The 24,839-nt window shown below is 57.6% G+C and carries 30 protein-coding genes; 16 read left to right on the top strand and 14 right to left on the bottom strand.

Going from position 1 to position 24,839, the window contains the following annotated elements; genetic code table 11:
* The first annotated feature begins 6 nt into the window (after nucleotides 1-6).
* The 4 genes from P346_RS08820 (at nucleotide 7) to nudI (ending at nucleotide 2,782) form a co-directional block, all read left to right on the top strand.
* On the top strand, nucleotides 7-1,176 hold the full coding sequence (locus P346_RS08820; RefSeq protein ID WP_152537865.1) for an HlyD family efflux transporter periplasmic adaptor subunit: 1,170 nt from the start codon (nucleotides 7-9) through the stop codon (nucleotides 1,174-1,176).
* A gap of 327 nt (nucleotides 1,177-1,503) precedes the next feature.
* Complete coding sequence (locus P346_RS08825) at nucleotides 1,504-1,941, top strand: hypothetical protein (protein WP_023333145.1); 438 nt, start codon at nucleotides 1,504-1,506, stop codon at nucleotides 1,939-1,941.
* Nucleotides 1,942-2,029: 88 nt separating this feature from the next.
* Entirely contained in the window at nucleotides 2,030-2,299 is a 270-nt protein-coding gene (locus P346_RS22180; RefSeq protein WP_084492157.1) for a HigA family addiction module antitoxin, read from the top strand.
* A 57-nt stretch (nucleotides 2,300-2,356) separates the two neighbouring features.
* Complete coding sequence (gene nudI / locus P346_RS08835) at nucleotides 2,357-2,782, top strand: nucleoside triphosphatase NudI (RefSeq protein WP_032660441.1); 426 nt, start codon at nucleotides 2,357-2,359, stop codon at nucleotides 2,780-2,782.
* On the opposite strand, the gene P346_RS08840 is transcribed toward nudI, so the two are convergent.
* The gene (locus tag P346_RS08840; protein WP_032660440.1) at nucleotides 2,754-3,485 is read right to left on the bottom strand and encodes a helix-turn-helix domain-containing protein; all 732 of its coding nucleotides are present in this window, start codon (nucleotides 3,483-3,485) and stop codon (nucleotides 2,754-2,756) included. The genes nudI and P346_RS08840 overlap by 29 nt on opposite strands.
* 97 nt (nucleotides 3,486-3,582) lie before the next feature.
* Between P346_RS08840 and P346_RS08845 the strand changes: the two genes are divergently transcribed.
* Nucleotides 3,583-4,002 carry a nuclear transport factor 2 family protein gene (locus tag P346_RS08845; RefSeq protein WP_032660437.1) on the top strand — a complete coding sequence of 140 codons (420 nt, stop codon included), beginning with the start codon at nucleotides 3,583-3,585 and terminating at the stop codon, nucleotides 4,000-4,002.
* 2 nt (nucleotides 4,003-4,004) lie between these two features.
* Here P346_RS08845 and P346_RS08850 read toward each other — a convergent pair whose 3' ends face one another.
* The 3 genes from P346_RS08850 to P346_RS08860 form a co-directional block, all read right to left on the bottom strand.
* Nucleotides 4,005-4,523 (bottom strand): DUF6622 family protein, encoded by a 519-nt coding sequence (locus P346_RS08850; RefSeq protein ID WP_032660435.1) that lies wholly within the window; start codon nucleotides 4,521-4,523, stop codon nucleotides 4,005-4,007.
* 85 nt (nucleotides 4,524-4,608) lie between these two features.
* A complete protein-coding gene (locus P346_RS08855; protein WP_032660432.1) occupies nucleotides 4,609-5,790 on the bottom strand; it encodes an aminotransferase-like domain-containing protein in 1,182 nt (393 codons plus the stop codon).
* A 20-nt stretch (nucleotides 5,791-5,810) separates the two neighbouring features.
* Nucleotides 5,811-6,698 (bottom strand): LysR family transcriptional regulator, encoded by an 888-nt coding sequence (locus P346_RS08860; protein ID WP_032660429.1) that lies wholly within the window; start codon nucleotides 6,696-6,698, stop codon nucleotides 5,811-5,813.
* A 97-nt stretch (nucleotides 6,699-6,795) separates the two neighbouring features.
* On the opposite strand from P346_RS08860, the gene P346_RS08865 reads away from it, so the two are divergent.
* A complete protein-coding gene (locus tag P346_RS08865) occupies nucleotides 6,796-7,398 on the top strand; it encodes a short chain dehydrogenase (protein ID WP_032660427.1) in 603 nt (200 codons plus the stop codon).
* Here P346_RS08865 and P346_RS08870 read toward each other — a convergent pair.
* The 7 genes from P346_RS08870 to P346_RS08900 all read right to left on the bottom strand — a co-directional run bounded on the left by P346_RS08870 (nucleotide 7,392) and on the right by P346_RS08900 (nucleotide 15,934).
* The gene (locus tag P346_RS08870) at nucleotides 7,392-8,126 is read right to left on the bottom strand and encodes a class I SAM-dependent methyltransferase (RefSeq protein WP_032660425.1); all 735 of its coding nucleotides are present in this window, start codon (nucleotides 8,124-8,126) and stop codon (nucleotides 7,392-7,394) included. The genes P346_RS08865 and P346_RS08870 overlap by 7 nt on opposite strands.
* Before the next feature lie 126 nt (nucleotides 8,127-8,252).
* Entirely contained in the window at nucleotides 8,253-9,632 is a 1,380-nt protein-coding gene (locus P346_RS08875; protein ID WP_032660423.1) for an amidohydrolase family protein, read from the bottom strand.
* Between the two features lies 1 nt (nucleotide 9,633).
* Nucleotides 9,634-10,590 carry a carbamate kinase family protein gene (locus P346_RS08880; RefSeq protein WP_032660420.1) on the bottom strand — a complete coding sequence of 319 codons (957 nt, stop codon included), beginning with the start codon at nucleotides 10,588-10,590 and terminating at the stop codon, nucleotides 9,634-9,636.
* 119 nt (nucleotides 10,591-10,709) lie between these two features.
* The gene (locus P346_RS08885; protein ID WP_032660419.1) at nucleotides 10,710-12,254 is read right to left on the bottom strand and encodes a hypothetical protein; all 1,545 of its coding nucleotides are present in this window, start codon (nucleotides 12,252-12,254) and stop codon (nucleotides 10,710-10,712) included.
* An 11-nt stretch (nucleotides 12,255-12,265) separates the two neighbouring features.
* Nucleotides 12,266-13,681 carry a DUF1116 domain-containing protein gene (locus P346_RS08890; protein ID WP_032660416.1) on the bottom strand — a complete coding sequence of 472 codons (1,416 nt, stop codon included), beginning with the start codon at nucleotides 13,679-13,681 and terminating at the stop codon, nucleotides 12,266-12,268.
* A complete protein-coding gene (gene fdrA, locus P346_RS08895) occupies nucleotides 13,681-15,222 on the bottom strand; it encodes an acyl-CoA synthetase FdrA (RefSeq protein WP_032660412.1) in 1,542 nt (513 codons plus the stop codon). Before fdrA ends, P346_RS08890 begins: the two co-directional genes overlap by 1 nt.
* A gap of 106 nt (nucleotides 15,223-15,328) precedes the next feature.
* Complete coding sequence (locus tag P346_RS08900) at nucleotides 15,329-15,934, bottom strand: ankyrin repeat domain-containing protein (protein WP_032660409.1); 606 nt, start codon at nucleotides 15,932-15,934, stop codon at nucleotides 15,329-15,331.
* Nucleotides 15,935-16,254: 320 nt separating this feature from the next.
* Here P346_RS08900 and P346_RS08905 point away from each other — a divergent pair, with 320 nt between their 5' ends.
* Nucleotides 16,255-17,184: a LysR substrate-binding domain-containing protein gene (locus P346_RS08905; protein WP_023308916.1), complete on the top strand. Its 930-nt coding sequence runs from the start codon at nucleotides 16,255-16,257 to the stop codon at nucleotides 17,182-17,184.
* On the opposite strand, the gene P346_RS08910 is transcribed toward P346_RS08905, so the two are convergent.
* Nucleotides 17,181-17,339: a YqaE/Pmp3 family membrane protein gene (locus P346_RS08910; protein ID WP_023308917.1), complete on the bottom strand. Its 159-nt coding sequence runs from the start codon at nucleotides 17,337-17,339 to the stop codon at nucleotides 17,181-17,183. The genes P346_RS08905 and P346_RS08910 overlap by 4 nt on opposite strands.
* A 179-nt stretch (nucleotides 17,340-17,518) precedes the next feature.
* Between P346_RS08910 and P346_RS08915 the strand changes: the two genes are divergently transcribed.
* The 3 genes from P346_RS08915 (at nucleotide 17,519) to P346_RS08925 (ending at nucleotide 18,608) form a co-directional block, all read left to right on the top strand.
* Nucleotides 17,519-17,818, top strand: coding sequence for an ArsR/SmtB family transcription factor (locus tag P346_RS08915; RefSeq protein ID WP_029742056.1), 300 nt, complete (start codon nucleotides 17,519-17,521; stop codon nucleotides 17,816-17,818).
* Between the two features lie 9 nt (nucleotides 17,819-17,827).
* A complete protein-coding gene (locus P346_RS08920; RefSeq protein WP_032660406.1) occupies nucleotides 17,828-18,349 on the top strand; it encodes a rhodanese family protein in 522 nt (173 codons plus the stop codon).
* A 79-nt stretch (nucleotides 18,350-18,428) separates the two neighbouring features.
* The gene (locus tag P346_RS08925; protein ID WP_023308920.1) at nucleotides 18,429-18,608 is read left to right on the top strand and encodes a hypothetical protein; all 180 of its coding nucleotides are present in this window, start codon (nucleotides 18,429-18,431) and stop codon (nucleotides 18,606-18,608) included.
* A 38-nt stretch (nucleotides 18,609-18,646) separates the two neighbouring features.
* On the opposite strand, the gene stpA is transcribed toward P346_RS08925, so the two are convergent.
* Nucleotides 18,647-19,051, bottom strand: a complete 405-nt coding sequence (gene stpA / locus P346_RS08930; protein ID WP_032660403.1) for a DNA-binding protein StpA — start codon at nucleotides 19,049-19,051, stop codon at nucleotides 18,647-18,649.
* 495 nt (nucleotides 19,052-19,546) lie between these two features.
* Here stpA and alaE point away from each other — a divergent pair, with 495 nt between their 5' ends.
* Nucleotides 19,547-19,996 carry an L-alanine exporter AlaE gene (gene alaE, locus P346_RS08935; RefSeq protein WP_008502567.1) on the top strand — a complete coding sequence of 150 codons (450 nt, stop codon included), beginning with the start codon at nucleotides 19,547-19,549 and terminating at the stop codon, nucleotides 19,994-19,996.
* Nucleotides 19,997-20,028: 32 nt separating this feature from the next.
* Here alaE and P346_RS08940 read toward each other — a convergent pair whose 3' ends face one another.
* Nucleotides 20,029-20,373, bottom strand: a complete 345-nt coding sequence (locus P346_RS08940) for a DUF2002 family protein (protein WP_023308923.1) — start codon at nucleotides 20,371-20,373, stop codon at nucleotides 20,029-20,031.
* A 160-nt stretch (nucleotides 20,374-20,533) separates the two neighbouring features.
* Here P346_RS08940 and P346_RS08945 point away from each other — a divergent pair, with 160 nt between their 5' ends.
* The 5 genes from P346_RS08945 (at nucleotide 20,534) to nrdF (ending at nucleotide 24,836) form a co-directional block, all read left to right on the top strand.
* Nucleotides 20,534-20,860 (top strand): DUF883 domain-containing protein, encoded by a 327-nt coding sequence (locus P346_RS08945; RefSeq protein WP_023308924.1) that lies wholly within the window; start codon nucleotides 20,534-20,536, stop codon nucleotides 20,858-20,860.
* 243 nt (nucleotides 20,861-21,103) lie between these two features.
* Nucleotides 21,104-21,343: a glutaredoxin-like protein NrdH gene (gene nrdH, locus P346_RS08950; RefSeq protein ID WP_023308925.1), complete on the top strand. Its 240-nt coding sequence runs from the start codon at nucleotides 21,104-21,106 to the stop codon at nucleotides 21,341-21,343.
* The gene (nrdI, locus tag P346_RS08955) at nucleotides 21,340-21,750 is read left to right on the top strand and encodes a class Ib ribonucleoside-diphosphate reductase assembly flavoprotein NrdI (protein ID WP_029742052.1); all 411 of its coding nucleotides are present in this window, start codon (nucleotides 21,340-21,342) and stop codon (nucleotides 21,748-21,750) included. The genes nrdH and nrdI overlap by 4 nt, the downstream gene beginning before the upstream one ends.
* On the top strand, nucleotides 21,723-23,867 hold the full coding sequence (gene nrdE, locus P346_RS08960) for a class 1b ribonucleoside-diphosphate reductase subunit alpha (RefSeq protein WP_032660400.1): 2,145 nt from the start codon (nucleotides 21,723-21,725) through the stop codon (nucleotides 23,865-23,867). The genes nrdI and nrdE overlap by 28 nt, the downstream gene beginning before the upstream one ends.
* 9 nt (nucleotides 23,868-23,876) lie before the next feature.
* Nucleotides 23,877-24,836 (top strand): class 1b ribonucleoside-diphosphate reductase subunit beta, encoded by a 960-nt coding sequence (gene nrdF / locus P346_RS08965; RefSeq protein ID WP_023333169.1) that lies wholly within the window; start codon nucleotides 23,877-23,879, stop codon nucleotides 24,834-24,836.
* Nucleotides 24,837-24,839 lie beyond the last annotated feature (3 nt).

Here is a 24,839-nt window from a genome sequence, read left to right as displayed (position 1 = left end):
GCGGCAATGGACGATCTGGATAACGCCCTCGACTCCGAAAGCGGCTACACCGGCGCGCGTCGGATCGTGATCTTCTCGCTGCTGATGTTTGTGGTGCTGGGCGTCTGGGCGTGGTTTGGCGTGCTGGATGAGGTATCAACCGGTTCGGGTAAAGTGATCCCCAGCTCGCGCGAGCAGGTCTTACAGTCTCTCGACGGCGGGATCCTCACCGAGCTGAATGTCCACGAGGGCGATCAGGTGCAGGCCGGGCAGGTGCTGGCGCGGCTCGATCCGACGCGTTCCGAATCGAACGTCGGCGAAAGCGCGGCGCGCTACCGGGCTTCACTGGCCTCCAGCGCCCGCCTGTACGCCGAGGTGAACGATCTCCCGCTGAAGTTCCCCCCTTCACTGGCACAATGGCCGGATCTGATGGCTGACGAAACTCGCCTCTACAACTCCCGCCGCGCGCAGCTGGAGGATACCCAGCGGGAGCTGCGCGCCGCGTTAGATCTCGCCAATAAGGAGCTGGCCATCACCCAGCGGCTGGTCAAAACCGGCGCCGCCAGCCACGTGGAGGTGCTGCGCCTGCAGCGGCAGAAAAGCGACCTGGAGCTGAAGCTCACCGACGTGCGCTCGCAGTATTACGTTCAGGCGCGCGAGGCGTTATCCAAGGCCAACGCCGAGGTGGATATGGTTTCGGCGATCCTCAAAGGCCGCCAGGATTCCGTCACCCGTCTGACGGTAAAATCCCCGGTACGCGGGATCGTGAAAAACATCAAGGTCACCACCATCGGCGGCGTGATCCCGCCCAACGGCGAGCTGATGGAGATTGTGCCGGTGGACGATCACCTGCTGATTGAAACCCGCCTGTCGCCGCGCGATATCGCCTTTATCCACCCGAACCAGGAGGCGCTGGTTAAAATCACCGCCTACGATTACGCCATTTACGGCGGGCTGCACGGCGTGGTGGAAACCATTTCCCCGGATACCATCCAGGACGAGGCCAAGCCGGAAGTGTTCTATTACCGGGTGTTCATCCGCACCAGCCAGGATTACCTGGTGAATAAGGCGGGCAGGCACTTCTCGATTGTGCCGGGGATGATTGCGACGGTGGACATTAAGACCGGCGAGAAAACGGTGCTGGATTATCTGATTAAGCCATTTAACCGGGCGAAAGAAGCGCTGAGGGAGCGGTGATGAAACGCCTTACATCATTTTCTGAAGCCGCCTCGCAGGATTTAACTTCTTCTGGGTAGCCTGCTTTTTATTAGGGTTAATCGGGCGTATGTTCCTTCCACGCCAGCAAAATCTGGCGTCGGGATTGGCATCCCGGTTAAACTTAATGGCGGCGTGAGCTCTTGTTGCGCCGTGCGTCTGGCTATATTTCAATGGTGGGCTGGACGGGGGCGTCGCAAGACGCACCGGTGTCCATTAAGGCCGGTAATGCCAACTCCGTTCAGTCCTGCCACCCGGGAAATTGGCATTTCTCTGGCAGGGTCTTAATCACTTAATGGAAACTGTCATATGACCACCAGTAACGCACTTTTCACGACCCCCTTCGGCCACAATACCGACTTCACTGAACTTGCCGACAACTGCCAACGCTATTGCGAAGCATTGGTGGAAGAGACCGATCCTGCAAGAAAAATAGCGCTCTGCGGTCGTCTTGCATCGACCCTCGCCCTGCTTCGCCCGATGCTGCTGGAGCCGCTCCCTGAGCACTTACAGGAACGTCTTACCGTCAATGTGTTCCCCGAATGTGAACCTGCATTCAACGCTGAATCCGATCAGCTCTGTCGCTACTGCGAGGAAATTACGCAACTGTTGATGGGGGGCGCGCTCGCCCCTGAATCCGCTCGTGTGATGGGAGATTTACTCTTTGAACTAACGGGATATTTTGCTGACCAGCTAAAAGCCCCGCGCTGGCTGAGAACCGAGGCTGGGGTCGCGTTGCTGGGTTGACATGGTTTTCTCCCTCTCCCTGTGGGAGAGGGTCGGGGTGAGGGCATCAAACCGCACTCATTTTATATTTATAAACAGGACGTTAATTATGAATAACCAGGAAAAACTACGCATCTCAACCACACCAGGCGAAGTGTTGCTGCACGATTATCTTAAGCCACTCAGTCTCGGCATCTCAGAACTGGCAGAGAGAATAAACACCGATCACACCACTGCCAGCGCGCTGGTAAACAATAAAATCAAACTCACCGTTGATTTGGCCACAAGACTGGCGAACGCATTCGATACCAGTATTGAATTCTGGCTGAATCTGCAGCAAAACGCAGAAAACCAAGGAGCGAGAATCGAACACCTCTAACATAATCATCCCCCCAATCTGCTAAAGTAGCCCAAACTCATTTTTCAGGAAGAAATCATGCGCCAACGAACCATTGTCTGCCCCATCATCCAGAACGACGGTGCCTACCTCCTGTGTAAAATGGCCGACGATCGCGGCGTGTTCCCCGGCCAGTGGGCTCTCTCCGGCGGTGGAATGGAGCCGGGCGAAACCATGGAACAGGCGTTGCGCCGTGAGATCCGCGAAGAGCTGGGCGAAGCGCTGGAGATTGTCTCGGTTACGCCATGGGCTTTTCGCGATGACATTAGGGTGAAAACCTACGCCGATGGCACCACTGAGGAGATTTACATGATCTATCTGATCTTCGACTGCATCAGCACCAACCGGGCAGTCACGTTTAATGAAGAGTTTCAGGAGATCGCCTGGATTAATCCGGAATCGTTAAAAGAGCTGGATCTCAACGAAGCCACGCGCATTACCCTCGCCCAAAAGGGCCTTCTTTAATTGCCCACTGCCCCGGCGTTTTACCGGTCCATGCTCTGAAAACCTCAATAAAAGCGCTGACGCTGCTGTAGCCGCAGGACAGCGCAATCCACCCTACCGGCTTCCCCGCCGCCAGCCACTCCATTGCCCGCATGACGCGTGCCAGCTGCCGCCAGTTAACAAAGTTCATCCCGGTCTGGGCACTAAACCGACGGTTGAACGTACGCACGCTCATCCCGGCATGAAGAGCATGGCTCTCGACCGTCTGGTTATCATCGACAAACTGCAGCAAATGGCTGACCACGTTCTTCAGACGCGGATCCGTCGGCACGGGCAGAGAAAAGCGAGCCTGGGGCGTCAGGGCAAGCTCGTCCAGCAGCAAAGTCAGCTTTCGCGGATCGAACTCACTCTCTGCACCACATAAACGGCTAAACAGTGCATGAGTCAGATCGTCGGGCTCGAACAGCGCGGGCGAATCGGGAAGCACTGCGCACCATGCGGGGTCCAGATAGATAGCGCAGCCTTCTATCGCACTTTCGGAAAAAGCGGCGTGCTGCCGATCCGGAGGGATCCAGCCGATGTGTTTTGCCGGTACGACCGAGCGCGCCAGCTGCGTCTCAATGACCAGCAGCCCCGTTGCAATGCGCCACAGCTGGCCGGTGCGATGACTGTGCCAGGGCGTTCGGTACCCGCCGGGATGAAGGAGTGTTTCAACGCTGACCATATCATTTTGACCGAAAATCGTTATTCATCGACGTATTACAGAAACTACGTCCTCGGCAGTCAAGGATAATGGTGATTCAACCACATAAGGAGCCCACATGAGCATTATCACGTCCCTGATAGCCGACACCGACAACGCCGCGCAGCGCGAAAAGATGGCCTGCCTGTTAACCCGCTTATTCAACGGCGATATCGATCCGGCAGAGGTATTTACGCCCGATTACCAGCAGTTTACGGACGGTCACGCGCTTGACTACCGGGGTTTTGTCCAGCATCTGAGCCACGTAAGCTCACAGATCCGCGCGATCGCCTTTACCGTGGTGGAGATAGCCTGTCATGACGAACTTCTGGCTGACCGGCATGTCGTGACGGTCACGTATCCCGACGGTCGTCAGGCAGAGATCGAGGTTTACCTGTTTGCCGCGCTACGTGAAGGGAAAATCTGGCGTATCCATGAAGTCACGCGAGCACTCAGCGGCGATGCTGCAGACCGCACGCTGGCACACGCGACAGAATAACGTCACTCCGCCGGGCGCGGCGCGGCGCTGTTATACACGCCAATATAGCGCGCAAATTTCCCGAGAAACACGCCGGCAAACACGCCGCCGGAGACGATCGCCAGCGCGCTCATGGCGGGCTGCTGCATCGTCTGGGGAGAGACCGCGCTCATCACGCCCAGCACATACTTGACCCCGAACGCCAGCATCATAAACGGCAGCGCGGTGTAGTCTGCCAGGCGGTAAAGGCTGCGCGGCGCATCTGCGCGGGTGATAACCGCCTGCTTAATCAGGAAATACCCCAGCGCGGCCCCGGCGAGGATCCCCGCCGTCCACAATGCGACGGTTCCGGGGGTTAACGTGCGGTAGACCACCAGATCGTAGATATCCCAGATAAGAAATATTGCCGGAATGATGGCAAGCCTCTCCAGCGTAACGGTGGCGGGCCTGCGGGCTTTAATGCCGCGAGAGATAAGGAAGATAAACAGTACCCACACCCAGGCGGGCGTGTGGGTAACGACACCGATCAGAAATTCAAACATGGAAATCTCCATGGACGATCGCGGCCCGTGCCGCCCTGAACGCGTATTGCGCATAACGGCAGGAAAGCCATTATGCGCAGGTCTTTTACAGCGATTTTTTCAGGCGTTGAACCGCTTCCTTCAGCTCTTCATCCGTTGGCGTGACAAACGACATGCGCAGCGTTGAATGGTCTGGCTCATTGCAGTAGAAAAATTCGCCCGGCACAAATACTACGCCGTTACTTAACGTTTTTTCCAGCCAGCGAGTGGTATTACTACCATTTTTCATATTCGCCCACAGGAACATGCCGCCCTTCGGCTTGTGGAACGACATCACATCGCCCAGCTCGGCCTCCAGCTCGGTTGCGAACGTCTGGTATTTCTGGCGATAGGCTTCGCGGATCGTTTTAATCTGATCGGGAAGACGACCGGTTTTCAGGTATTCATACGTCATCAGCTGCGACAGCGTGCTGGTGTGCAGATCGGTGGTTTGCTTAAGGTTTACTACTGCGCGCTTCAGCCATTCCGGCACCAGCACCCAGCCTACGCGAGTCCCCGGCGCGAGAATTTTAGAGAAGGTCGAGGTATACACCACGTTCTCTTCGTTGCCGATATCTTTGGCATGGGCAATTAACGGGCGGAAAACTTCATCGGTATAATTAATTTCGCTGTATGGATCGTCTTCAATAATGACGAAGTCATAGCGCTTCGATAATTCCACCAGCTGTTTGCGACGCGCCTCAGAAAGGGTTACCCCGCCAGGGTTGCCAAACGTCGGAACAATATAGACCGCTTTGATAGCTTTCTTTGCCACCAGGGCCTCAAGCTCGTCGACCTTCATACCGTCGCCGTCGGTGCCAACGGATTCAAAATTCGCCTGCGCCAGGCCAAATACCTGCAGCGCAGCAAGATAGGTTGGACGCTCAACCACAACGGTGTCGCCCGGGTTAATTAATGCACGCGCCAGCACGTCGAGGGACTGCTGTGAACCGGAGGTCACGACCACATCATCTGCCTTGCAGCGGATCCCGCGCCCTTCGCAGATGCGCTGAATTTCTTCACGCAGCCCCGGTACGCCTTCGGTCAGACCGTACTGAAAGGCCTCACCAAAATGCTGTGATAATACGGCATCAGCGGCAATTTTCAGCCCTTCGTGATCGAACAAGGCCGGGTTAGGAATACCCCCACCCAGCGAAATGACGCCGGCCATTTTGCTATGTTTTAATAATTCACGGATGGCAGATGATTGCAGGCCCTGCGCGCTGCTGGCGAGTTTATTCACAGACATTCTTTGCATACCTTCTTTTTTTATAGTGTGCCCAATCTTAGCAGAATATGGGCGATAAATTCCGTTAGCTTAGGGAGAGGTCGTAAATCCTGACGCCACAGTAAATGCACGGGTCTCGGCGCCGGAATATACGCCTCCAGCACCCGCACCAGCCTGCCGCTTTCCAGATCTTCCGCCACCAGCACCTCCGGCTGCAGCAGCAGTCCCGCCCCGGCTCTCGCGGCCATCCGCAGCCCGTAGCCGTCGTTGCATCTTAAGACTGTATCCCGCTTCCAGCGCACCTCCCCTTCCACGCCCGGCAGCCGCCACTCGTTGCGCGCGGTCCACACGCTGTGGGACAGGCAGAGATGATCCACCAGATCGGCAGGGGTTTGCGGCGTACCGTAGCGCGCAAGATAGTCCGGCGCGGCGCAGATCACCATGTTGTAGGGGCAGAGGTATTTCGCTACCAGATCGTCGTTTTGAATGTCGCCAATGCGAATGGCCAGATCGACCCCTTCATCCACCAGATCCACCATCCGGTTGGTGAGATCCAGCTCGATGCGCACCTCCGGGTAGCGTTGTAAAAAAGAGGCCGTAAGCGGCGCGATCGCGCTGCCGCCAAACGAGGTGGGCGCCGTCACGCGCAGGGTGCCGGACGGCGCGGCGCGCAGGCGTTCCACGGCGCTTTCGGCGATCGCGACCTGCTCCAGCACCCGCTTCGCCTCGTCGAAATAGACCCGCCCGGCGTCAGTCAGGCTCTGGCGCCGCGTGTTACGCTCCAGCAGGCGGGTGCCAAGCTGTGATTCCAGCAGCGCAACGTACTTGCCCACCATCACCGCCGACATCTCCAGCCGTGCCGCCGCACCGGTAAAACTGCCGCTTTCCACCACCGCAATAAAGGTCTCCATGCTGCGAAGCTTATCCATATTCCAAACTCCTGGTTAGCAATCTTCTAACTTTAGCCCAGTTTATCTGCATTTTTATTTATTAAAGAATGGAGGCTCACAACATAAGGAGTCGGCTATGAAAATCGTCATTATTGGTGCCAGCGGTACGGTCGGTCGTGCGGTAACGGAAGAGCTGAGTCGTCGCCACGAGGTCATCCGCGTTGGCCGCACGCAGGGCGACGAGCAGGTGGATATCACCTCGCAGGCGAGCGTCGAGGCGCTGTTTGAGAAAATCGGCCCGGTGGATGCGATTGTCTCCGCCAGCGGTGGTCTTTACTTTGGCCCGCTCGCGACCATGAAGGACAGCGACTTCAATCAGGGCCTGCAGGACAAGCTGCTCGGGCAGGTGCGCCTGGCGCTGACCGGCCAGCATTATTTGAACGAAGGCGGCTCGATTACGCTGATAAGCGGCATCGTGGCGCACGAGCCAATTGCCCAGGGCGTAAATGCCACCACGGTAAATGCGGCGCTGGAAGGGTTTGTTCGCGCCGCAGCCTGCGAGCTGCCGCGCGGGATCCGCATCAACCTGATTAGCCCGACGGTACTCACCGAATCCGTCGAAACCTACGACGGCTTCTTCCCCGGTTTTGAAAGCGTTCCCGCCGCGACCGTGGCGCAGGCCTATCGCCGCAGCGTGGAAGGCGTGCAGAGCGGGCGGGTGTATAAGGTGGGTTACTGAGCCTTACGGGCGGCGATCAGCACCAGCATCGGGCGCTCCGCCTCTTCGGCCAGCGCGGGCCAGGCGTCAATCTGCGCCTGCACTGGCCCCCACTCGTTGACCTCGCTTATCGTTAATCCGGCCCCGATCAGCGCGTTAAGCGTGGTGCCGAGCGTGCGGTGGTATTTCACCACCCCGTCCGCCAGCCAGTTGCTGACGCGTTTGCCTTCGTCCTGATAACGATTAACGCCCCAGAACCGCTCGCCGCTATCGTCGGTCAGCCAGCCCTGACGGGTGGCGCAGGTGTAAATCGGGTGCTCCATCGAAAAGACCAGGCTGCCGCCGGGCTTGAGCGCGCACTTAACCTTAGCAAACAGGGAGTCCAGCTCCGGCAGGTAGTGCAGCGCCAGGGAGCTATAGACCAGATCGAGGCTGTTCTCGTTGAGCTTAAGAGATTCCAGATCGCTACGCTGATAGTGAATCTCAGTGTCGTCTGTCAGTTCAGCCGCGCGGGCGAGCATCTTTTCTGAGATATCGACTCCAGTGACGTCAGCAGCGCCCAGCTCGCGCGCTGCGCGGCAGAACCAGCCGTAGCCGCAGCCGAGATCGACAACCGATTTGCCGGTTAAATCCGGCAGCATGGCCTTAAGCGCAGGCCACTCCGGCGCGCCGTCCAGACCCTGGACCGAGCGCGGAAGCTGGGCGTAGCCCTCGAAAAACGCCGGGTTGTCGTAGATGTTTTGTGCCATGGCAGATCCCTCTTTAAGAATGTGACTCCCAGTATAAAACATTGCAGGGTGGCGCTGCGCTTACCCGGCCTACGATTTGAGGGTTTCAGTAGGCCGGGTAAGGCGAAGCCGCCACCCGGCTCGCTTTTAGCCCACAGTACCCCAGACCAGATTTCCCTTATGGAACGTCGCGGTGCGCGGAGAAATGCGCGCCACGGCCTCGGCGGAGCAGGAGGCATCCACCAGCACAAAGCTGGCTTCATCCTGCGCTTTTGGCCACACGCGTTCGCCTTTGTCATTCAGCGGCAGCACGTCGCCGGTGGCAATACCGAGCGCGCGGGAGAGCGTCTGCTCGTTCGGGCGGATGTAGAGCTGAGCGTAAAGATTCGCTTTCTCCAGCATGTCCCCCAGACCGTACGGCGACCAGTGATCGATGACGCTGTCGGTCCCCGTCATCACGAACACGCCCTTCTCGCGCAGCTGCTTCAGCGGCATATGCAGGGTGCCAATCGGCACGGTGGAGGCGATGGTCACCTGCTGCGCCGCCATGCGGGTGGCGATCTCATCCACCTGCTGCTCGTTGAGCGTCGCCAGCGCAAAGGCGTGGCTGATGGTCAGCCTGCCCTTCAGCTCCGGCGTTTTCTCCACGGTCTCGACCATGTAATTCACCGCCGCCACGCCCGCCGGGCTGGTTTCGTGCAGGTGGATGTCCACCCCTTTGTCGTAGTCCAGCGCAATCTGGAACATGGTGTCGAGGGATTTCTCCATCGCGCCGTCGACGTTGGTCGGGTCCAGCCCGCCCACGTAGTGCGCTCCGGCCTGCATCGCCTCGCGCATCAGCTTTTCGGAGTTCGACAGCAGCAGGCCGTGCTGCGGGAAAGCGACGATTTCGCAGTCAAAGCCGGGCTTACGGCGCGATAAAACCGCCTGCAGGTTTTCCAGATTCTTCAGGCCGGAGGTCGGCTCGATATTGCAGTGGCTGCGGGCGATGGTAGAGCCTTTCGACTGGATCAGGTCGATCAGCTTTTCCGCGCGCTCCTGGGTGTAGGGCTGCAGCTCCGGCAGCAGCTTCTGCTCAAGGCGGATCATGTCCTGAATCGTGGTGCCCGCCGGACGGTTCAGGGAGCGCCACGGACCGCCGTAAAAGGTTTTATCCAGGTGAATGTGCATGTCGCGCATCGCCGGAAGCATCAGCTTGCCGCCTGCGTCATAGTGCGGCAGCGTGGCGTCGGCGTGGCTCTTGTTATCGCGCAGGGCGACGATCTTCCCGTCGTTAATCTCCAGCGTTTTCAGCTCGGTGCGGGTGCTCGTCGCCACGCCGCCGTCGACGTTGAACCCGGCCTCCAGCAGCACGTTATCCAGATAGTAATGTTTCGCGGTGATGCTCATCGGTTTGCCCGTCTCGCAGGTTGACTTCGCGGAGTCAGCAGCATACGCGACGGATCCGGTGGCGCCAAACAGCGCGCAGGCGGTGACCATTTTGCCGCTCTGGCTAATAAACTCGCGGCGGCTTTTGTTTTCACTCATCTTATCTTCCTTCATTAACAATATGGGTGCCGGTTTCCCCGCGCAGCGCCGCGGGCAGGCAGTCCGGCGAGGTGATAATCACGCGCCTGCCGCCGTGGCTTAAAAATTCCAGCGAGGCGACGATTTTGGGCAGCATGCTGCCCGCCGGGAAGTGGCCTTTGTCCATATAACGCGTCATCTGCGCCACGTTAACGGTGTCCAGCGCCTGCTGGGTTGGCTTGCCGAAGTTGATGCACACCTTCTCCACGCCGGTGGTAATCACCAGCACGTCGGCCCCGATTTCCCGCGCCAGCAGCGCCGTGGAGAGATCTTTATCAATCACCGCATCGACGCTCTGGTAGTCGCCCTGCTCGCTGCGAATCACGGGTATTCCGCCGCCGCCCGCGCCGATCACTACAAAGCCTTTTTGCGTCAGCGTTTTGATGGCGTCGGCCTCAACGATGCGCAGCGGCTGGGGTGAAGCCACCACGCGACGGTAGCCACGGCCTGAATCCTCGACAAAATGCCAGTCCGGGTGCGCGCGCTGCAGCTCGTCGCGCTGCGCCTCGGTGAAGAACGCGCCGATAGGTTTCGTCGGGTGCGTAAAGCCCGGATCGTTTTTATCGACTTCGACCTGAGTAACGACCGTGACCGCTTTTTGCTCCCCGCGTGCGGCCAGGCGATTGTTGAGCGCCTGCTGGATCAGGTAGCCAATCCCGCCCTGCGTGTCCGCCACGCAGTTTGCCAGCGGCGTCAGCGGCAGCCCTTCCCGCTCGTGGGCGATTTCGGCGCGGCGCAGATCCAGCCCCACCTGGGGGCCGTTGCCGTGCGTGAGCACGATGTCATAGTCGGAGGCCAGCATTTCCAGCACCGACTCGGCCACCGCTTTCACCGCCTGCGCCTGATGTTCAATCGACTGGCTGGCGTTGTCTTTGATAATGCTGTTGCCGCCGATGGCGACGACCATAAGCTCTTTCATTTTGTTTCCTTTAGAAGGTGCGTTCTGGTGCCCTCACCCCGGCCCTCTCCCACAGGGAGAGGGGGATTAACGTTCCCTCTCCCTGTGGGAGAGGGTTAGGGTGAGGGCATCAGGCATTATCAGGACTCAGAAACCGGTGCCGCCGCGCTCGCCGCTTCGCGGCTATCCAGCACATGCTTCACCACAAACATGCCGCCCATCATCAGGTAGGCCGTAACGAACATCAGCGAACGGCCTTCGGCAAAGCCCACCACCGGGGCGTGGATCACCCCAAACAGCGCCAGCAGCGCCCCGACGGCGGCCGCAACGGCTCCGCGCAGCGGCTTGTTGATGATGGCAAAGATGGCGATACAGCCCCACAGCATGCTGGCGAGCGGCGCGCCGTTGCCGAGATGCACCAGGCCCTCGTAGTAAATTCCTTTGCTGTGAAGCACGTCGGTGCCGATCTTCGCCGCGCTGGTGCCCGCCGCCCCCATCACGCTGTTCATCATGGTCAACGCCCAGTTGGCGATCCACGGGAACAGGCAGATGAAGATAACGGGCACCTCAACTTTGGGCGTTTCCCTCACCACCTGGTTGGCGGTGACGATGCCGATAAACACCAGAATCGGCACGATGGCGGTCATCGGAATGATGGCGAGCATAAACGCCCCCAGCCCGAACAGCGGCACGATGAACATGGTCACGCCGGAGGCCAGCGTGTAGCCGATGCTGGCCCCCATCGCTTTCCAGCCGGGATGGCCGACGTAAACCGTCACCGGGAACGGGTTCCCCATCAGGCAGCCGAGCATCGACGCCAGACCGTTCGCCAGCATCACCTTACGCGTCGGATACGCATCCCCCGCCGCGTGGGCGCTTTCGATGTTCTCCAGGTCAAAGATGTAGTTCGCCAGCCCCAGCGGCACGGCAGAGGCAAGATACGGCAGCGCGTGCGGCAGGCCCTGCAGGAAGCCTTCTACGTGCACCTGCGGCGGGTTAAAGCCGAAGGATGACATAGACGCTTTAATCGCTTCCGGGCTTTGCAGACCGGAGATCCACGCCAGTGCCGTACCGGCAATCAGCAGCAGCAGACCGGTCGGGATACGGGCGAAAATCGGCTTTTTACCAAACCAGTTAATGAAGATCAGCAGCAGCACGATGAACGACACGGTCGGCGCTTCGAACGCCTGCAGCATCGGGTTCATCGCCAGCAGCAGCAGGCCCAAACCGGAGAGGCACGACAGCAGCACGGTACGCGGGATCATCTTGCGGATGGTTTCCCCTAAAAACGAACCGCCCGCGAGGATCATCGCCTCCACGAAGCACCACACCAGGCCAATCTGGATCGCGAAGTCCGCATCGCCGGTCTGCTGATAAACCGGCATCAGCACCAGGAAGGTCACGGTAAAAATCGACGGCGCGCTCGGACCGGACGGCAGCGCGGTGACGTCCGTACGCCCGGTGGCGCGCGCCATCTGCATGCCGAACCAGGCGTAGCAAATACTCGCCACCAGCACCGCCAGCCCGAAGGCCGGCGCGATGCGTCCATAAACAATCTCCTTCGGGATGCCGACGACAAAAATGAGCAGCCCCATCATGGTCAGCAAATTAGTCAGGTTGTTGGTCATCAACCCGAAATAGGCCGCCCAGTCACCTCTTTTCCACTCCAGTTTCATGTTTTTCATGAATGCTTGCCTTATAAAAAGTAGCGATCGCGGAAGGTCAACAGCGCCTTTTCAAAACAGCTAAACGGCGGGTGAACGATGCCCGCCCCAATCATGCCGATGCCCGCGTCTTTGTGGGCAATGGCGGTGTTAATCACCGGCAGAATGCCGCTGCCCGCGACTTTGGTGATGTCGATGGCGGTTGGGATGCCCATAAATGAGAGCAGCGGAATGGTGACGTTCGGGTTTTCGCCGAGGGTGATTTCGCGCATCTGACGGGAGAAGTCGATGGCTTCATCCACCGTGCCGCCCACCAGCGCAACAATCGCCGGTGCCGTCGCCATCGCAAAGCCGCCGATGCCGTAGGTTTCGGTAATGGCGCTGTCGCCGATATCCAGCCCGGAGTCTTCCGGCTTATAGCCTGCGAACATCGGGCCGATCACCTGCTGCGCCGGGCCGGTGAACCACTGCCCCGGCAGGCCGGAAACGCGCAGGCCGAACTCGTAGCCGTTGCGCGCCATGGTGGTGACGACGGTGCTGTACTCAATGCCGTGCGCGGCGTCCAGCGCGGCCTTACACATCGCCATCCACGTCGGGCCGGAGAAGTAGTCGCTGCTGGCGACGAACTCGAACACCTCGCGCTGCTGCTCCACCGGATAGCCCGCCTGAATCAGCCCCGGCGTCAGCGCCTGGATCAGCAGCGTGGTGCCCGCGTTGTTGCGGTTGTGGCACTCGTCGCCCATGTGCAGCGCCTGGGCCAGCATCAGGCGCAGGTCGATTTCGCCGATAATCTTCATCGCGTCGCGCAGCATCGGACCGAGCACGTCGCGCATCCAGTTCAGGCGGTCGATCACGCTCTGGTCGTTGGCCCCCATGCGCAGGATCTTCGCCATCTGCTCGCTGAGGTTGGTGAACGCGCGGTTGCCGTAGGTTTTGTTCTCCACGATGTGCATAAACATCGACGCGGAGGTGACGCCCGCCATCGAGCCCACGCAGTCGTGCTCGTGGCACGGCGAGAAGGTAATTTCTCCGGAGGCAGCGAGCCTTGCCGCGTCGTCCAGATCTTTCGCCAGCCCTTCAAACACCAGCGCCCCGGTGACCGCCCCCTTCATCGCCCCGCACATGTTTTCCCAGGAGACAGGCGGACCGGCGTGCAGAATGGTGGTGCGGGTCATGCCCGGCACAACGTTAATGGCCTGGTCATAGCCCACCAGCACCGGATGGGACTGAATAATTCGCTCAAGGGCGATGTGGTTAGCGGCGGCGATTTTCTCTGCCAGCGGTTTTTCCGCCAGCTGGTCGAGCGCCTCAACGACCTGCATATTGCCCTGCCCCGGCGGCGTCCAGTCGAGCTGGGTCACGGGAACGTGCTGTTTTTTGAGGTCATCGCTGAACATCGCAATGCCGACGTTAATGACGTTCAGCGGCTGGTTGAATAAGGTCGTCATTATGCTTTCTCCCCTTTGCAAACAAATTCGCGTGCCAGTAATCCGGTATTGGTACTGCTGCTGGCCCAGATGACGCCTGCGTCGGTCAGCAGCTGGCACTGCTGCGCCAGCGGCTGCGGATCCTGGTCGGTGCCGAGCACGTAGCCGAGGATCTCAAGCGGACGGTTATCGGCCTTCGCGATCGCCTGCGCCTCTTTGATAGCGTCGATCATCACGCCGACCGGATCCTCATGCGCGCCGAAGCCCAGCACGAAGTCCATCACGATGACGCCGACTTCCGGATCGCGCGCCTCCTGCAGCAGGCGGCTGATGCGGTTGGTCGGGTCGATCATCGGGTGCGGCTTGCCGTTGGTGAAGTCGTCGTCGCCAAAGTCGAGGAAGGTGTGGGCTTTACTGACGCTGATGTCGCTCAGGCGCTTAGACGGATCCGGCTGGATGTTGCTGTAGACGTCGTCGAATTTCGCAAGCGACGCGAACATCGCCTCGTCACACAGGGTGCCGCCGCAGAACAGGCCGCGAATGTACTTCTGCTGCGGCGTCAGGCGGGCGCGCACCTCTTCAATCAGCGGCCAGTTGAGCGGATGCAGATCCAGGGACTCTTTTTTGATGCCGGTGAGCAGGACCGCCTTCAGGGCAGCCTCTTTGGTGCCGCGCGCAAACTGCAGGCCGTCTTCATCGGCGGGCGGTTCGCTGCGGCCGAGGAAGCAGACAACCACCGGCTTGCGGCAGGCGCGCGCGCGGGCCAGCACTTTCTCCGCCACCGCAGGGGCCGGCGGCTTGGAGATCAGCGCAATCACCCGGGTCGCGTCGTCCGCTTCCAGCATGTCGATGGCGTCGAGCATCATCAGGCCGCCAATTTTCTCGCTGAGATCGCGCCCGCCGGTGCCTATCAGCTGCGACACGCCGCCGCCGAATTCGTGAATGCGCACGCTCAGCTCCTGGCTGCCGGTGCCGGATGCGCCGACGATGCCAATCGAGCCGCGGCGCACCGCATTGGCAAAGCACAATCCCGCGCCGTTGATAATGGCGGTGCCGCAGTCCGGCCCCATCATCAGCAGACCTTTCTTATGCGCCAGCTGCTTCAGCGCCAGCTCGTCGTCGAGCGACACGTTATCGGAAAACAGCATCACGTTGAGATCGTTTTCCAGCGCCTGGCGCGCTTCGCGGGCAGCGAAGGTGCCGTTGACGGAAATGACCGCGAGGTTGCTCTCCGGGCGATGAGTTTTGGCGCTGGCAATCGTGGCGTAGCGCGCTTCATGGGTGCCACCGGTCTCTTTACGCGTGAACAGCGCTTCGATGGCCGCCAGCGTTTCATCATTCGCCGCGTCGCCTTTAATTACGATCATCAGGTCGCCGTTTTTGGCTTCGGCTAATTCCGGCGTTAATAGCCCGAGATTTTTTAATACGCCTTTGTTCATTTCCGTTGCCATGGCCACAAACGCCTGCTCGACGCCCGGCAATTTATTGGCTTTGGTGGAAACGGACATTAATGAGACGGAGTCAAAATAAGTGTTCTTTTTTATGACGATTTTCGTGGGCATTATTTTCTCCTGAACGCGGATAAAAGGGGGCCGCCGTCGTGCAAAATGCACGTCGGTAAAAATGCGTTTTAATTAGCGGCCAGCCGGAAAAGGCTGGCCGAATGCGCTATGCGCCCGCCGCCAGCAGCAGGTCGGCTATCGCATCGAAGCCTTTTTCCCGCGCCAGTTCGAGCGGGGTTTTACCGTATTTATCGGTCATGTGCGGGTTCGCGCCGTGATCCAACAGCAGCTTAACGATCGTCTGCTGCTTCGCGCCGCCGTCGTTAAGCACGATCGCTTCCAGCAGCGGCGTCCAGCCAACAAAGTTGGTATGGTTGACATTGATATCCGTTTTTTCCAGCAGCTCGCGCACGATCTCCACGTGCCCTTTTTCACTGGCTGGCGTAATGCCCACGCCGCCAAAGCGCGTCAGGCGATCGAGATCGGGATTTGCCGGAAGGACAAGGCGCAACAGGGTGATATCGTTGGTCAGGCAGCTAATCAGGAAGGGGTTAAAGCAGGTCTGATCCTGTTTATCAATATCCGCTCCGGCGGCAATTAATAACGCCACGCAGTCATAATGCTTTTTCAGGCTGGCAATAATAACGGCGGTTCTTTTCTGGCGGTTGGTGACGTTAATATCCACACCTTTCTCCAGACAGGCTTTTAGCGCATCGCTATTGCCCTCTTCTGCAGCCAGCAGAAATTCAGTAACGAGTTCGTTCGCAGACATATTCAGACTCCCGATGTTTTTATTTCTGTTGACCTGAGAATAGCAACAGCCTGGTCATAAAAGAATCCGCTTAAAAATGATTCATCGACAGTCAATTCATTGTTGAGGTAAATTCAACAAACCGGTCAAAACGTGCGTCTGTGCAACCTTTTTCTTATGTTCCCCCGCTTTTTATCGCTTCTGGCTGCATTATGCTTATGCCTGACGAAGCCTTACTGAATGCGGCTTTCAACAAAGAGTCAGAACTGTGATCGGCTTCAAATGCGTTGTAACGACGCTGTTAAAATATGTTCAAAACTGATGGCTGAAGGGAGTGAGATATGAATTCCATCTTTACCGAGGAAAACCTGCTGGCCTTTACTACCGCCGCACGCTTCGGCAGCTTCAGCAAAGCCGCCGCCGAACTGGGCGTGACGACCTCTGCCATCAGCTACACCATTAAGCGCATGGAGACCGGGCTGGACGTGGTGCTGTTCGTCCGCAGCACGCGCAGCATCGAGCTGACCGAGTCCGGTTTTTACTTTTACCGTAAAGCCACCGACCTGCTGAACGACTTTCACGCCATCAAGCGCGGGATTGATACCATTTCTCAGGGCATTGAGGCGCGGGTGCGCATCTGTATCAACCAGCTTTTGTATACCCCACGCCACACGGCGCGGCTGCTGCAGGTGCTGAAAAAGCAGTTTCCCACCTGTCAGATCACCGTGACCACCGAGGTCTACAACGGCGTCTGGGACTCCATCATCAACAACCAGGCCAACATCGCGATTGGCGCGCCGGACACGCTGCTCGACGGCGGCGGGATTGATTACACCGAGATCGGCGCCATCCGCTGGGTCTTTGCCATCGCGCCGGAACACCCGCTGGCATTCACCCCGGAGCCGATAGCGGAAAGCCAGCTGCGCCTGTATCCCAACATCATGGTGGAAGATACCGCGCACACCATTAACAAAAAGGTCGGCTGGCTGCTGCACGGGCAGGAGGCGATTCTGGTGCCGGACTTTAACACCAAATGTCAGTGTCAGATCCTGGGCGAAGGGATTGGCTTTTTGCCGGAATATATGGCCCGCGAGGCGGTAGACGCGGGGCTGCTGGTGACGCGGCGGATTAATAACCCGCGTCAGGATTCGCGCATGCTGCTCGCCACGCAGCATGCCGCAACCGGCCAGGTCACGCGGTGGATCAAGCAGCAGTTTGGTCCAGCGGGGGTACTGACCGACATCTATAGCGATTTACTGTGGCGCGCCTAGCTTTTGCTCTGTACCCAAAACGCGTGAATGAGGCCGGGGAAGTAGCCCAGCAGCGTCAGAAGAATGTTGATAATAAACGCCCAGCCAAATCCTTTACCCAACAGCACGCCCAGCGGCGGTATGAGGATCGTAAAAACAATACGCCAAAATCCCATATAAACACTCCGTTCAATCTAATCCATTGAAAATAATAAAGAGAACGTAGTAAGCATAGCCAGTTTATTCGTCTCTACCAGTTCCGGGTCTCGCGTTTACCCTCTTTTACGCTTTTGACGCTGGTTTAAAGCATCGGAATAGTTTAGCATTTACTTAATTAAGAAAATGCTAAACTATTATGACCGAACTCGAACAGCTTCAGGCCAGCGCCGGGCAGGCCGCCACACTCTTAAAAGCGATGAGCAACCCCCGTCGGCTGCTGATCCTCTGCACCCTGTGCGGAGCGCCCGGCACCAGCGCGGGGGAGCTTGCGCGAGCCACGGGGCTAAGTCCTTCCGCTACGTCGCAGCATCTGGCGCGCATGCGTGAAGAAGGGCTTATCGACAGCACTCGCGACGCGCAGCGCATTCTTTATTCCATTAAAAACGATGCGGTACATCAGCTTATCAGCACCCTGAAAACCCTTTATTGCCCGTAAGGAGTCGCCATGTCACTTCCTCTTCTTTCACCACGCCAGGCCAGTGCCCGCGTCGCTGAAGGCGCAAAACTGATTGATATTCGTGATGCCGATGAGTACGCCCGCGAGCATATTCCCGCCGCGCGGTCCGTGCCGCTGGATACCTTACCCGGCGCACTTAACGCGCAGGCGGGCGATACGGTGATTTTTCACTGCCAGTCCGGCGCACGGACGTCGGGGAATGCCGACCGCCTTGCTCAGGCCGCCGCGCCCGCAGAGGCATTTGTGGTCGAGGGGGGCATTCAGGGCTGGAAGCAGGCCGGACTGCCGATCGTCGAAGACAAGTCCCAGCCGCTGCCGCTGATGCGTCAGGTGCAAATTGCCGCCGGGCTGTTGATACTCTGCGGCGTGGTGCTGGGCTATAGCGTCTCCAGCGGCTTTTTCCTGCTCAGCGGTTTTGTCGGAGCCGGGCTGCTGTTCGCCGGTGTGACGGGCTTTTGCGGCATGGCGCGACTGCTCAAGGTGATGCCCTGGAACCGGCGTACCTCATAAGCAGTAATCGGTGAAATACGCTGTACCCGGCGTCATACGTGGGCTAAGGTGAAGATCGCTAAAACGATGAGGAGGTAATATGTTTTCTGTCGGTGATTATGTGCAACCGCGTAAAGGCGGCCCGAAACTGAAAGTGCTCGAAGTGAACGGTGACAGCATTGTGGCGGTCCAGGCCAGCAATGAGCAAGGCGAGAAATATACGCTGAAAGCCGCCGATGTAGCGCCTTATACCGAAGAAGGCGATTTCGGCGTCTGCTGAACAGTCAGCCGGGCGGCGTGTTCCGCCCGGCTCATTCGTTAGATCAGAAAATCATCCAGTGATTTACCGTCTGCCAGCGCGCTGGCGATAGGCTTCGGCGTGCGGCCCTGGCCGGTCCACGTTTTCTCTTCGCCGTTCTGGTCAATAAAGCGATATTTTGCTTCACGCGGCTTACGCTTTTTCGCTGGCTTACCCGTCTGCGCCAGTTCAGAACCCAGCAGGTCAGTCGGGGAAATACCATCAGCTTTCATCAGCTCCAGCAGGGCATTAATTTTTTCCTGCTGCTCAGCACGCTGCTGCTCTAATTCCGTCAGCTCGCTGCGTTTCTCTTCAGTAACGACCCTGACCTTTTCCAGCATTTCCTCAAGAACGTCCAGGGATAATTCACGCGCCATAGCGCGCAGGGTTCGGATATTATTAAGATTCTGTAACGTCAAAGACATATTATTTGAAAACCTTTTCTTTGGGGGTAAATAGATAAATCGCCGACAGAATAATTCATTTGAGTTGAAATATCTACCCAGGGGTCCGTACGGGCGTCATTGTAAATATATTTAGAAATCGCTGTTAATAATAGCGCAAGGTGCTGACAGGACACTGGTGAATCCAATCACTCCATTAATATAAATGGTCAACTTTAATCCAAATTACAGCATACTGCGCCGCTTCAGGTTGGACATTCCTGATTTTCGCCACCAACAAAATCAAGCCATTGATTTTAATAAGAAAACTATCAAACAAGACAGATTATAACGATCAGAACAAAAAACGAACAACTTTAGAGAATTTTGTGGACAAAAGGCGATTAAATAAAAATTAATCACTAGTTGTTAGTTCAAACACAGAGATATACGCTATACGCGTCAAACAAACCAACCTAAAGCACTAACCGCTGAAGGAAAATCTTTTCTTTTGTGTTCTTCTCAAGGAGTTCAGACATGTTCTCGCCGCAATCTCGCCTGCGCCACGCGGTGGCGGATACTTTCGCGATGGTTGTTTACTGTTCCGTCGTGAACATGCTGATCGAAATATTCCTCTCCGGAATGTCCTTCGAGCAGTCGCTTTCTTCTCGTCTGGTGGCGATACCGGTCAATATTATTATTGCATGGCCTTACGGTTTATACCGCGATGCGGTAATGCGCTTCGCGCGTCGCATCAGCCCCGCAGGCTGGGTGAAAAACCTGGCGGACGTTCTGGCGTATGTGACGTTCCAGTCGCCGGTTTACGTGGCCATTCTCCTGACAGTCGGTGCAGACTGGCACCAGATCGCTGCGGCGGTCAGTTCGAATATTGTGATTTCGATGTTGATGGGAGCCGTTTACGGCTATTTCCTCGACTACTGCCGCCGCCTGTTTAAGGTCAGCCAGTACAGCCAGGCAAAAGCGTGATGTGAAGCGACTGGCGCACGCCAGTCGCGGATTTACTGTACGTCGCCAAACAGTCCCTTCAAAAATCGCTCCAGCGCCATACGTGAACTGAAACCGTGCGGAATACCATAATGCTCATGCCGTTCACCGCCCAAATAGAGCGGAAATTGCTGATAATGATCGCAGGTTTTAATATCCGAGGCAGGCTCAGCAAATGACAGACTTCTGTCTTTCAGCGTCGGGTGAATAATGAGAGCGGTACGCCCCATTCTTGCTTCGCGATTAACATAAACATAATTCTCGCCGCGGCGATATCCATACGCTTTTGGCGTCACCTCATCCATGGTGAATCCCTCTTTTTCAAGAACGCGTGCCACCTCGTCAGGTCGTAAATACATATCTTTTCCTCGTTATCTTTTCCTGCCCGGCAACCTTACAGTATTCAGCAATAGCAGGGCTTTCAGAATAGTCCATAAACTGCCGGATATCGCGTAATGCGCTTCAGATATTAAATTTCTGAACTAAACTGAACGGGAACACCAAATTACGGAGGATCGTATGTTTAACAGACCGAACCGAAACGATATTAATGACGACGCTCAGGATATTCGTAATGATGTCAGCCAATTAGCGGACACGCTGGAAGAGGTGCTGAAGTCCTGGGGAAGTGACGCGAAGGACGAAGCGGATGCCGCAAAACGTAAGGCTCAGTCTCTGCTCCGTGAAACTCGCGCCCGTATGAACGGACGTTCACGCGCCACGCAGGCTGCCTGCGATATGGCAAGCTGTGCTACGACCTTCGTGCGTGAAAAACCGCTATGTACTCTGGGAACCGTCGCAGCGGTCGGCATCTTCGTCGGTGCCTTGCTCAGCCTGCGTAAATAAGCCCGCGTTTTCTGCCCCGGTAGCCTCAGGCGCCGGGGCTTTTTTATGCCCGTTAGCCTGAAAAACCCGTACAGCCTGCCCTGCCCCGCTGTGCTCATCACAGGGCCGATATCAATCTAAATTTCCCATATCTTGTATGGTTGAAACTTAAGACAACTACATCTAGTATTCCTTTTAGCAAGATACACACAACCCGACGCGATGATTCGCGCCGCACCTTCATTTTAAATGGAAATACGAATCATGAGCATTATTATTTACACTCGTAACGATTGTGTTCAGTGCCACGCGACCAAACGGGCAATGGAAAGCCGTGGCGTGGCGTTTGAAATGGTGAATGTTGACCAGGTCCCCGAGGCCGCAGATACCCTGCGCAAGCAGGGTTTTCGTCAGCTTCCGGTGGTAGTCGCCGGGGAGACAAGCTGGTCTGGCTTCCGCCCGGACATGATTAACCGCCTGAGCGCGCAGGCCACACGTGCATGAGCGGGCTGGTCTACTTCTCCAGCAGCTCGGAAAACACGCTCCGCTTTATTGAGCGCGTCGGGCTGCCTGCGGTGCGCATTCCGCTGAACGAGCGGGAGCGGATCCGGGTAGAGGAACCGTACATTCTGGTGGTGCCCAGCTATGGCGGCGGCGGTACGGCAGGAGCCGTGCCTCGCCAGGTGATCCGCTTTCTGAACGATCCTCATAACCGCGGGCTGATTCGCGGCGTGATCGCGGCGGGGAACCGCAATTTCGGCGATGCCTTTGGCCGCGCCGGGGATGTCATTTCTCAAAAATGCGGCGTGCCGTATCTCTATCGTTTTGAGCTGATGGGGACACAGCAGGACGTCGAAAACGTGCGTAAAGGAGTGAACGAATTTTGGCAACGACAACCGCAGAACGGGTGATTCAGGCGACGCCGGATCACCATGCATTAAACGCCATGCTTAACCTCTACGATCGGGAGGGGCGCATCCAGTTCGATAAAGATCGTGAGGCGGTGGACGCCTTTTTTGCCGCCCACGTGCGGCCCAACAGCGTGACGTTTGCAAGCCAGAATGAACGTCTCGACTATCTGGTTAACGAGGGCTACTACGACGCGCGCACGCTCACCCGCTACGACCGCGCCTTTGTGGTGAAGCTGTTTGAACGCGCCCACGCCAGCGGCTTTCGTTTCCAGACCTTCCTCGGCGCGTGGAAGTATTACACCAGCTATACCCTCAAGACCTTTGATGGTAAACGCTACTTAGAGAGCTTTGAAGATCGCGTGGTGATGGTGGCGCTGACGCTGGCGCAGGGTGATGAAGCGCTGGCGGAGCAGCTCACCGACGAGATCCTCTCCGGGCGCTTCCAGCCCGCCACGCCGACCTTCCTCAACTGCGGTAAAGCCCAGCGCGGCGAGCTGGTCTCCTGCTTCCTGCTGCGTATCGAAGACAATATGGAGTCGATTGGCCGTGCGGTGAACTCGGCGCTTCAGCTTTCCAAACGCGGCGGCGGCGTGGCGTTTCTGCTCTCGAACCTGCGTGAAGCGGGCGCGCCGATCAAGCGCATCGAAAACCAGTCCTCCGGCGTGATCCCGGTGATGAAGATGCTGGAAGATGCCTTCTCCTATGCCAACCAGCTTGGCGCACGCCAAGGCGCGGGCGCGGTTTACCTGCACGCGCACCACCCGGACATTCTGCGCTTTCTGGATACCAAGCGCGAAAACGCCGACGAAAAAATTCGCATCAAAACCCTGTCGCTCGGCGTGGTGATCCCGGACATCACCTTTAAACTGGCCAAAGAGAATGCCGAGATGGCGCTCTTCTCGCCGTACGACATCGAGCGTATTTACGGCAAAGCGTTTGGCGACGTGGCCATCAGCGAACTTTATGACGAACTGGTGGCCGACGATCGCATTCGCAAAAAAACCATCAACGCCCGCGATTTCTTCCAGACGCTTGCCGAAATTCAGTTTGAGTCTGGCTATCCGTACATCATGTATGAAGATACGGTGAACCGCGCGAACCCGATTGCCGGGCGCATCAACATGAGCAACCTGTGCTCGGAGATTTTGCAGGTCAACAGCGCGTCTACCTACGACGAGAACCTGGACTACGCGCAGATCGGCAAGGATATCTCCTGCAACCTCGGGTCGCTGAATATTGCCCACACCATGGATTCCCCCGACTTTGGCCGCACGGTGGAGACCGCCATTCGCGGGCTAACGGCGGTGTCGGACATGAGCCACATCCGCAGCGTGCCGTCTATTGAAGCGGGTAATGCCGCGTCGCACGCCATCGGGCTGGGGCAGATGAACCTGCACGGCTATCTGGCGCGGGAAGGCATCGCCTACGGCAGTCCGGAAGGGCTGGATTTCACCAACCTCTATTTTTACACCATTACCTGGCACGCGCTGCACACCTCGATGATGCTGGCGCGCGAGCGCAACCAGCGGTTCGCGGGCTTTGAGCAGTCCCGCTACGCCAGCGGAGAGTATTTCAGCCAGTACCTCGAGGGCGACTGGCAGCCGAAAACCGAAAAAGTGCGCGAACTGTTTGCCCGGGCGGGGATTAACCTGCCGACGCGCGAAATGTGGCAGCAGCTGCGTGACGACGTGATGCGCTACGGCATTTATAACCAGAACCTGCAGGCCATCCCGCCGACCGGATCGATTTCCTACATCAACCACGCCACGTCGAGCATTCACCCGATCGTGTCGAAAATTGAAATTCGTAAGGAAGGCAAAACCGGGCGCGTTTACTACCCTGCCCCGTTTATGACCAATGAGAACCTGGCGCTCTATCAGGATGCGTATGAGATAGGCCCGGAAAAAATCATCGATACCTACGCGGAGGCGACGAAACATGTGGATCAGGGGCTGTCGCTGACGCTGTTCTTCCCGGACACCGCCACCACGCGGGATATCAACAGAGCGCAGATCTACGCCTGGAAGAAAGGCATCAAAACGCTGTACTACATTCGCCTGCGCCAGCTTGCGCTGGAAGGCACCGAAATCGAAGGCTGCGTGTCCTGCGCGCTGTAAGGAGAAAGGATGAAACTGTCACGCGTGAGTGCCGTTAACTGGAACAAAATCCAGGACGACAAAGACCTGGAGGTGTGGAACCGCCTGACCAGCAACTTCTGGCTGCCGGAAAAGGTCCCGCTCTCTAACGATATTCCGGCCTGGCAAACGCTCGGCCACGCCGAACAGCAGCTGACGATCCGCGTCTTTACCGGCCTGACGCTGCTGGACACCATACAGAATACCGTTGGCGCACCGGCTTTGATGAGCGACGCGCTGACGCCGCACGAAGAGGCGGTGATGTCGAACATCAGCTTTATGGAGGCGGTACATGCCCGCTCCTACAGCTCGATTTTCTCGACCCTGTGCCAGACCAAAGACGTGGACGCGGCCTATGCCTGGAGTGAAGAGAGCGAGTCACTACAGAGAAAGGCAGAGCTGGTTCTGGAATATTACCGCGCCGACGAGCCGCTGAAGAAGAAGATCGCCAGCGTGTTCCTGGAATCCTTCCTCTTCTATTCCGGCTTCTGGCTGCCCATGTACTGGTCGAGCCGGGGCAAGCTCACCAACACCGCCGATTTGATTCGGCTCATCATTCGTGATGAAGCGGTGCACGGGTATTACATTGGCTATAAGTATCAGAAAGGGCTGGAGAAAGTCAGCGAGGCGAAGCGCGAGGAGCTTAAAGGCTTTGCGCTCGATTTGCTGATGGATCTGTACGACAACGAGCTGAGCTATACCGAGGAACTCTACGCCGGCACCGGCTGGGAGGACGACGTGAAGGCCTTCCTCTGCTACAACGCCAACAAGGCGCTGATGAACCTGGGTTACGACGCGCTTTTCCCGCCGGAGATGGCGGAGGTGAACCCGGCGATTCTCGCCGCGCTGTCGCCCAATGCCGACGAAAACCACGATTTCTTCTCGGGATCCGGCTCATCGTACGTGATGGGCAAAGCGGTAGAAACCGAGGATGAAGACTGGGATTTTTAATGA

This window comes from Enterobacter sp. DC1, assembly GCF_000568075.1.
GTDB classification, from domain to species: domain Bacteria; phylum Pseudomonadota; class Gammaproteobacteria; order Enterobacterales; family Enterobacteriaceae; genus Enterobacter; species Enterobacter asburiae.
The sequence above is the reverse complement of the archived record's forward strand: the minus strand, read 5'-3'. Positions and strand labels throughout refer to the sequence as shown.

What these genes read in the sequence shown, in the direction of transcription:
- P346_RS08820 (WP_152537865.1), top strand. Translation starts at nt 7, where the DNA reads ATGGACGATCTGGATAACGCCCTCGACTCCGAAAGCGGCTACACCGGC.
- P346_RS08825 (WP_023333145.1), top strand. Translation starts at nt 1,504, where the DNA reads ATGACCACCAGTAACGCACTTTTCACGACCCCCTTCGGCCACAATACC.
- P346_RS22180 (WP_084492157.1), top strand. Translation starts at nt 2,030, where the DNA reads ATGAATAACCAGGAAAAACTACGCATCTCAACCACACCAGGCGAAGTG.
- nudI (WP_032660441.1), top strand. Translation starts at nt 2,357, where the DNA reads ATGCGCCAACGAACCATTGTCTGCCCCATCATCCAGAACGACGGTGCC.
- P346_RS08840 (WP_032660440.1), bottom strand. Translation starts at nt 3,485, where the DNA reads ATGGTCAGCGTTGAAACACTCCTTCATCCCGGCGGGTACCGAACGCCC.
- P346_RS08845 (WP_032660437.1), top strand. Translation starts at nt 3,583, where the DNA reads ATGAGCATTATCACGTCCCTGATAGCCGACACCGACAACGCCGCGCAG.
- P346_RS08850 (WP_032660435.1), bottom strand. Translation starts at nt 4,523, where the DNA reads ATGTTTGAATTTCTGATCGGTGTCGTTACCCACACGCCCGCCTGGGTG.
- P346_RS08855 (WP_032660432.1), bottom strand. Translation starts at nt 5,790, where the DNA reads ATGTCTGTGAATAAACTCGCCAGCAGCGCGCAGGGCCTGCAATCATCT.
- P346_RS08860 (WP_032660429.1), bottom strand. Translation starts at nt 6,698, where the DNA reads ATGGATAAGCTTCGCAGCATGGAGACCTTTATTGCGGTGGTGGAAAGC.
- P346_RS08865 (WP_032660427.1), top strand. Translation starts at nt 6,796, where the DNA reads ATGAAAATCGTCATTATTGGTGCCAGCGGTACGGTCGGTCGTGCGGTA.
- P346_RS08870 (WP_032660425.1), bottom strand. Translation starts at nt 8,126, where the DNA reads ATGGCACAAAACATCTACGACAACCCGGCGTTTTTCGAGGGCTACGCC.
- P346_RS08875 (WP_032660423.1), bottom strand. Translation starts at nt 9,632, where the DNA reads ATGAGTGAAAACAAAAGCCGCCGCGAGTTTATTAGCCAGAGCGGCAAA.
- P346_RS08880 (WP_032660420.1), bottom strand. Translation starts at nt 10,590, where the DNA reads ATGAAAGAGCTTATGGTCGTCGCCATCGGCGGCAACAGCATTATCAAA.
- P346_RS08885 (WP_032660419.1), bottom strand. Translation starts at nt 12,254, where the DNA reads ATGAAAAACATGAAACTGGAGTGGAAAAGAGGTGACTGGGCGGCCTAT.
- P346_RS08890 (WP_032660416.1), bottom strand. Translation starts at nt 13,681, where the DNA reads ATGACGACCTTATTCAACCAGCCGCTGAACGTCATTAACGTCGGCATT.
- fdrA (WP_032660412.1), bottom strand. Translation starts at nt 15,222, where the DNA reads ATGCCCACGAAAATCGTCATAAAAAAGAACACTTATTTTGACTCCGTC.
- P346_RS08900 (WP_032660409.1), bottom strand. Translation starts at nt 15,934, where the DNA reads ATGTCTGCGAACGAACTCGTTACTGAATTTCTGCTGGCTGCAGAAGAG.
- P346_RS08905 (WP_023308916.1), top strand. Translation starts at nt 16,255, where the DNA reads ATGAATTCCATCTTTACCGAGGAAAACCTGCTGGCCTTTACTACCGCC.
- P346_RS08910 (WP_023308917.1), bottom strand. Translation starts at nt 17,339, where the DNA reads ATGGGATTTTGGCGTATTGTTTTTACGATCCTCATACCGCCGCTGGGC.
- P346_RS08915 (WP_029742056.1), top strand. Translation starts at nt 17,519, where the DNA reads ATGACCGAACTCGAACAGCTTCAGGCCAGCGCCGGGCAGGCCGCCACA.
- P346_RS08920 (WP_032660406.1), top strand. Translation starts at nt 17,828, where the DNA reads ATGTCACTTCCTCTTCTTTCACCACGCCAGGCCAGTGCCCGCGTCGCT.
- P346_RS08925 (WP_023308920.1), top strand. Translation starts at nt 18,429, where the DNA reads ATGTTTTCTGTCGGTGATTATGTGCAACCGCGTAAAGGCGGCCCGAAA.
- stpA (WP_032660403.1), bottom strand. Translation starts at nt 19,051, where the DNA reads ATGTCTTTGACGTTACAGAATCTTAATAATATCCGAACCCTGCGCGCT.
- alaE (WP_008502567.1), top strand. Translation starts at nt 19,547, where the DNA reads ATGTTCTCGCCGCAATCTCGCCTGCGCCACGCGGTGGCGGATACTTTC.
- P346_RS08940 (WP_023308923.1), bottom strand. Translation starts at nt 20,373, where the DNA reads ATGTATTTACGACCTGACGAGGTGGCACGCGTTCTTGAAAAAGAGGGA.
- P346_RS08945 (WP_023308924.1), top strand. Translation starts at nt 20,534, where the DNA reads ATGTTTAACAGACCGAACCGAAACGATATTAATGACGACGCTCAGGAT.
- nrdH (WP_023308925.1), top strand. Translation starts at nt 21,104, where the DNA reads ATGAGCATTATTATTTACACTCGTAACGATTGTGTTCAGTGCCACGCG.
- nrdI (WP_029742052.1), top strand. Translation starts at nt 21,340, where the DNA reads ATGAGCGGGCTGGTCTACTTCTCCAGCAGCTCGGAAAACACGCTCCGC.
- nrdF (WP_023333169.1), top strand. Translation starts at nt 23,877, where the DNA reads ATGAAACTGTCACGCGTGAGTGCCGTTAACTGGAACAAAATCCAGGAC.